General features: G+C 51.1%; 5 protein-coding genes and 2 rRNA genes. 2 read left to right on the plus strand and 5 right to left on the minus strand.

What is annotated here, in order from left to right; all coding sequences use genetic code 11:
- The 3 genes from ACTG33_RS15810 to mpl form a co-directional block, all read right to left on the minus strand.
- Window positions 1-387: tyrosine-protein phosphatase (locus tag ACTG33_RS15810; protein ID WP_439136188.1), on the minus strand; the 387-nt coding region annotated here is incomplete at its 3' end.
- Window positions 388-390: 3 nt separating this feature from the next.
- A complete protein-coding gene (locus tag ACTG33_RS15815) occupies window positions 391-1,005 on the minus strand; it encodes a flavin prenyltransferase UbiX (protein WP_439136189.1) in 615 nt (204 codons plus the stop codon).
- A gap of 1 nt (window position 1,006) precedes the next feature.
- Window positions 1,007-2,398, minus strand: a complete 1,392-nt coding sequence (gene mpl, locus ACTG33_RS15820; protein ID WP_439136190.1) for a UDP-N-acetylmuramate:L-alanyl-gamma-D-glutamyl-meso-diaminopimelate ligase — start codon at window positions 2,396-2,398, stop codon at window positions 1,007-1,009.
- 252 nt (window positions 2,399-2,650) lie between these two features.
- Here mpl and ACTG33_RS15825 point away from each other — a divergent pair, with 252 nt between their 5' ends.
- Complete coding sequence (locus ACTG33_RS15825) at window positions 2,651-3,913, plus strand: 6-phosphofructokinase (RefSeq protein WP_439136191.1); 1,263 nt, start codon at window positions 2,651-2,653, stop codon at window positions 3,911-3,913.
- A 157-nt stretch (window positions 3,914-4,070) separates the two neighbouring features.
- Complete coding sequence (locus ACTG33_RS15830) at window positions 4,071-4,931, plus strand: substrate-binding periplasmic protein (RefSeq protein ID WP_439136192.1); 861 nt, start codon at window positions 4,071-4,073, stop codon at window positions 4,929-4,931.
- Between the two features lie 219 nt (window positions 4,932-5,150).
- Here ACTG33_RS15830 and rrf read toward each other — a convergent pair.
- Together rrf and ACTG33_RS15840 are read right to left on the minus strand one after the other, a co-directional pair.
- Window positions 5,151-5,266: ribosomal RNA gene (gene rrf / locus ACTG33_RS15835) — 5S ribosomal RNA — on the minus strand.
- Window positions 5,267-5,496: 230 nt separating this feature from the next.
- Window positions 5,497-5,761: ribosomal RNA gene (locus ACTG33_RS15840) — 23S ribosomal RNA — on the minus strand; the annotation flags it as partial.

A 5,761-nucleotide genomic window follows, 5' to 3' on the forward strand; every position in this document is an offset into this window, starting at 1 on the left:
CACATCCTTGACGCAGGATCGATAAGACCCCACTACCAGCTCGTGAGCACTCTCTGCAGTCAACCGCTCCGACGCCATGTACTCCCAGAACCTGGACATACTGCCAATGGACATGGCGTAGTCGTTGTGGAATTCCGCCCGAATCGGCCCACTGGGGTTACGTTGCTGCTCATCTTCTCGTCGAAAATCGTGCACCGCGGTGACCCTGAGTGCTTCCAAAGCATCCAGATCACCCTCGGTCAGGTTAGCCAGATGTCCGCAACGAAAGATTTTTCTCCAGCTGACTTCACGACCATCATCAGTCGTGTATCCGCCCAGATCCCGAAAGTTGATGCCGCCCTCTAAAGGCACAAGTCGAGTTGGCAAACTCAGTTCTACATGACTCATATCTCAATCCTCGCCCCAACGCGGCATAATGTCCTGATCAATGCCGCACTGATCGAGAATACGCCCTACGACAAAATCCACCAGATCTTCAATGGTACGTGGACGGTGATAGAACCCCGGGCTGGCAGGAATAATCATCGCGCCCATTCGGGTCAGCTTCAGCATATTTTCCAAATGGATTTCCGAATACGGCGCTTCACGAGGCACCAGAATCAGAGCTCGGCGCTCTTTTAGGGCTACGTCTGCTGCACGCTCAATCAGGTTATTACTGGCGCCGCATGCTATTGCGGACAAGGTTCCACCGCTGGCCGGACACACGATCATCTTGGACGGGGAACTGGAGCCGGAAGCCACCGGTGAAAACCAGTCCTTTTTGCCCAACACCACCAGCTGATCTTCATCGGCACCATAGCGTTCCGACAAGAATGCCTGTTGCTCCTCAAGTCCATCCGGCAGTGTCAGCTTGGTTTCCGTATCAATCACCACTTGTGCGGCACTGGACAGCATCAAGTACACCCGACAATCGGCAGCCAGCAGGCACTGCAATAAACGCAACGCATATTGAGCACCCGAGGCACCGGTAATGGCCAGGGTAACGGTCTGCGAGTACACACTCATATCAGGACTCCTCCGTTTCAATTGCCTGCAATCGCGACAACAGTTTTTGATGAATTCCGCCAAACCCGCCGTTGGACATGACCACCACATGACTGCCTGATTTCGCCAGAGCCAGACAGGCGTTAATCATTTCGTCGACACTGCCGACCAGCTGAGCGGACGATTCACTGGCATCCACCACGTCTTGCAAAGACCAGCTCACATCATCCGGCTGTAACCAGAGCACATGATTGGCTTTCGCCGTTGCCGCAGCCAATTGAGATTTATGCATACCCATACGCATGGTATTGGATCTTGGCTCAATCAACGCAATGATATTATCCGAACCGACACTGGCCCGCAGACCGCTCAAAGTAGTCTCTATGGCCGTCGGGTGATGAGCAAAATCATCGTACAGACGGACCCCTGCAGCCTCTCCCAGACATTCCATGCGTCGCTTGACGCCTTCAAACCTGGATAAGGCCTCTACCGCAATTTCCGGGGTGACACCCACGTTTCGTGCAGCCGCCGCAGCAGCCATGCCATTGCGCACATTGTGTAAGCCGGTTTGAGACCAACTCACTGCACCGGCACGCTGACCGTCATACCACAACTCAAAGTGTGAGCCGTCATCGCTCAACAAACGCGCTTGCCATCCACCGTCTTGCTGTGGTGATGTCTCCGTGACCGAGGTGCGAATTAACGGGGTCCAGCAACCTTTTTCCAACACCTCATCCAGAGCGGGCTCATTATCCGGCACCACAATCAGACCATTGCCCGGCACGGTGCGAATCAGATGATGAAACTGAGTCTGAATCGCCGCCAGATCCGCGAAGATGTCAGCGTGATCAAACTCAAGATTATTCAGCACCACTGTTCTGGGACGGTAGTGAACAAACTTGGAACGTTTATCGAAGAAGGCGCTGTCATATTCGTCCGCCTCTACCACAAAGAAAGGGCTTCCACCGATACGAGCCGACGTGGCGAAGTTTTTGGGCACCCCGCCAATCAGATAACCAGGTTCCATACCCGCGTATTCTAATACCCAGGTAAGCATGGAAGCGGTGGTTGTTTTGCCGTGAGTACCCGCGACTGCCAGCACCCATTTATCCTGTAGCAGGTGATCACAAAGCCATTGTGGACCTGAGGTATAGGGCAGCCCCTGATTCAGGACCGCTTCGACCACCGGATTGCCACGACTCATGGCATTGCCGATCACCACCAGATCGGGTATTGGATCTAACTGATCCGGATTAAAGCCTTGGATCAGTTCGATACCCGCCGCTTCCAGCTGGGTACTCATGGGAGGGTAAACATTCGCATCCGAGCCCGTCACTTTATGGCCCTGAGCTTTCGCCAGTTGCGCCAAACTGCCCATAAAAGTGCCGCAAATGCCTAGAATATGTATGTGCATGATCATCACTCTGTTGATTTAGGTTAGCTTATCACGGCTGTGAAGAATCGATCCAACCGCAACCCACAAAGCTGGTATTCAGAGTAACTGGCTGAAGTTCACGGTGCAGGACAGCCAAGCCGAAGCGGTGAATTTTCGATCAAATTCACGTATCATGCGCGCCTTTCATTTTGCTTACACCTGCCACCAGATCTACAGTCAATATTGACCCTCGATCTGCTGGTACTGACTTCATTTTTAAGGTTACCGTTCATGGCCAAGAAAAACGCTTTCTATGCACAGTCCGGCGGCGTGACAGCCGTTATCAACGCTTCCGCCTGCGGAGTGATAGAAACCGCCCGCAAACACAAGAAAGAGATCGGAAAGGTCTATGCTGGCCACAACGGTATCATCGGCGCACTGCGCGAGGAACTCATCGATACCAGTAAAGAGTCCGCCAAGACCATTGCGGCCCTGCGACACACGCCGTCGGGCGCTTTTGGCTCCTGCCGCTACAAGCTTAAAAGCCTCGAAGAAAATCGCGCAGAATACGAGCGTCTGATCGAGGTTTTCAAGGCGCATAACATTGGCTACTTCTTTTACAACGGTGGTGGTGACTCCGCTGACACCTGCCTGAAAATTTCACAATTGTCAGAAACCATGGGCTACCCGATCCAGGCCATCCACGTCCCGAAAACCGTCGACAACGATCTGCCGTTCACCGACAACTGTCCAGGTTTCGGCTCTGTTGCCAAATACGTATCGGTTTCCATTAAAGAAGCTGCTCTGGATGTGGCCTCCATGTGTGCCAGCTCAACCAACATCTTCATTCTGGAAGTTATGGGCCGCCACGCAGGCTGGATTGCCGGAGCCAGTGGCCTGGCTGCAGAACAGGAAGGCGATGCCCCACACATCATCCTGTTTCCCGAAATTGCCTTTGATAAAGCCAAATTCCTGAAAAAAGTGAAATCCACCGTGAAGAAATACGGTTACTGCGCCATCGTTGCGTCCGAAGGCGCGCGCTACAAGGACGGTCAATTCTTGGCAGATTCCGGTCAGGTGGATGCCTTTGGCCACACACAGCTCGGCGGTGTCGCGCCGACACTTGCCAGCATGATCAAGGACGAACTCGGTTACAAATACCACTGGGCTGTAGCCGATTATCTTCAACGCGCTGCTCGTCATATCGCTTCAGCCACCGATGTTGAGCAGGCTTATGCCGTCGGGCAAGCGGCTGTAGAAATGGCACTGGCCGGCAAAAATGCGGTAATGCCAGGCATCGTGCGCGGCAAAGGCAAAAAGTACTCCTGGAGCATTAAAGAGGCTCCGCTGGACAAAATTGCCAATGTCGAAAAAATGATGCCTCGCGATTACATTACCCGTGACGGCTTTGGCATCACAGAAAAAGGACGCGAGTACTTTGAGCCTCTAATTCAGGGGGAAGACTACCCACCGTATAAAAAAGGCATCCCCCAGTACGCTAGGCTGAAAAAAGTAATGGTAGAAAAGAAAATCAAGAAACGCTTTAAAGTCTGATGGATATAGACCGATAGTTACTAAGATTGAGCAATGCGCCCCTTGATGAGTCAGGGCTCATTGCTCAATGGATGCTGTGCTTCAGCAACACAAACCTATACTGCTAAAAACACTGGCCCGACTCATCTAAGAAGATGCCGACACGGGAAGCCGACGAATGAGCCTGCCAAAACGTTTTCCTCTGCTAAATAGATCCCTGGCGCTGGCAGTATCAAGCGTATTATATATTTCTCAACCCACGCATAGCGAAATCCCCTCCACCAGTAACAAACCATCGTCCGAGCTTAAAGAAATACGGGTGTCGGCACCGCTTTACACCACCTTTACTGAACAAGGTGGAGAAGGTTTATTTTTTGATATCTTTCGTGAAGTATTCGAGCCTCAGGGCTATTCGATCTCTACAACAATTGTACCGATTCGCCGCAGCATCCGTTTACTGCAGCTAAAGCAGGTTGATGCTTACCTTACTGACTGGCATCAGTCCTATCTGACGGTCGAAGCGGGTTATCAACCTGAAACACTCTATACGCCCTCACAACCTATTTCGTTAGAACTTATTTCTGCTATATCTCTTGTCAACGACAAACCATCTGAGGCCCGCGCAACACTCACACAACTGTCTTCTAACAGGCAGCAATTAATTGGCTGGGTGACAGGTTACGAATACGACCAACTATTTCAGCTTCCGTCTGAAAGCTTCCAAACAGTCTCTTCCTCCGAAAGGGGGCTTGCGATGCTCAAAGCAGGTCGATTGCATCTGTTTTTGGATGATCGAGATAATGCCGCAGCTGTCATGCGACAGTCCGACATCGAAGCCACATCTTTTAACGTTTCACCACTAAAGAACAACCCACTTTACCCCGTCTTTCAAAACACCGACAGGGGCTTAACGTTGGGCAATCTATATGACTCCCGCATGATTGAACTTCATAAAAGCGGCCGAATGGCTGAACTGTATCAGCAGTGGGGATATAACTACGAAGCCCATTTCCCCGCAACGCTCACCGACGATCAGTAAGCTACCCCTCAGGGAATAGCTCACTACTACCACTCATCCAGACCGTTTCCTTTCGCTCTCAAATAACTCATGCACTCCACGACTCTCTTACAGCTATTGTTAAGACACATTAGCTAAAGACAGGTTTGCCTTTCTAAGCTATTTTTTTAACGCTCGTAAACGACAACTCCAAAACGAAAAAAACCCCTGACCGTTACCGATCAGGGGTTTTAAATTAAAGGCTGACGATGACCTACTCTCACATGGGGAAGCCCCACACTACCATCGGCGATACTTCGTTTCACTTCTGAGTTCGGTATGGGATCAGGTGGTTCCAAAGCTCTATGGTCGTCAGCCAAACTGGTTTGGGTTCGTGGTTGGTCTTATCACTTGTCTTAAGCGAGCCTCACGCACTCCAAATAGGGTGGCGGATTGCCCTCCAAGGATGGAGGGTACATCGTTTTTGCAGGAGCAAAAAACGATACACAAAGTTGTTGTTTTCTACAATGCTGTTCTAGTGTGCAGATCTTTACTTTCACATATCTGTCCGGTGCACTGTCTGCGAACATCCAGTTACATCAGTTATATGGTCAAGCCTCACGGGCAATTAGTACTGGTTAGCTCAACGCCTCACAACGCTTCCACACCCAGCCTATCAACGTCGTAGTCTTCAACGGCCCTTTAGGGTACTTAAAGTACCAGGGAAATCTAATCTTGAAGGAGGCTTCCCGCTTAGATGCTTTCAGCGGTTATCCCGTCCGAACGTAGCTACCGGGCAATGCCATTGGCATGACAACCCGAACACCAGGGGTTCGTTCACTCCGGTCCTCTCGTACTAGGAGCAACTCTTC

This window comes from Pseudomaricurvus sp. (assembly GCF_965662505.1).
Taxonomy (GTDB): domain Bacteria; phylum Pseudomonadota; class Gammaproteobacteria; order Pseudomonadales; family Cellvibrionaceae; genus Pseudomaricurvus.

What these genes read in the sequence shown, in the direction of transcription:
- ACTG33_RS15815 (WP_439136189.1), bottom strand. Translation starts at nt 1,005, where the DNA reads ATGAGTGTGTACTCGCAGACCGTTACCCTGGCCATTACCGGTGCCTCG.
- mpl (WP_439136190.1), bottom strand. Translation starts at nt 2,398, where the DNA reads ATGCACATACATATTCTAGGCATTTGCGGCACTTTTATGGGCAGTTTG.
- ACTG33_RS15825 (WP_439136191.1), top strand. Translation starts at nt 2,651, where the DNA reads ATGGCCAAGAAAAACGCTTTCTATGCACAGTCCGGCGGCGTGACAGCC.
- ACTG33_RS15830 (WP_439136192.1), top strand. Translation starts at nt 4,071, where the DNA reads ATGAGCCTGCCAAAACGTTTTCCTCTGCTAAATAGATCCCTGGCGCTG.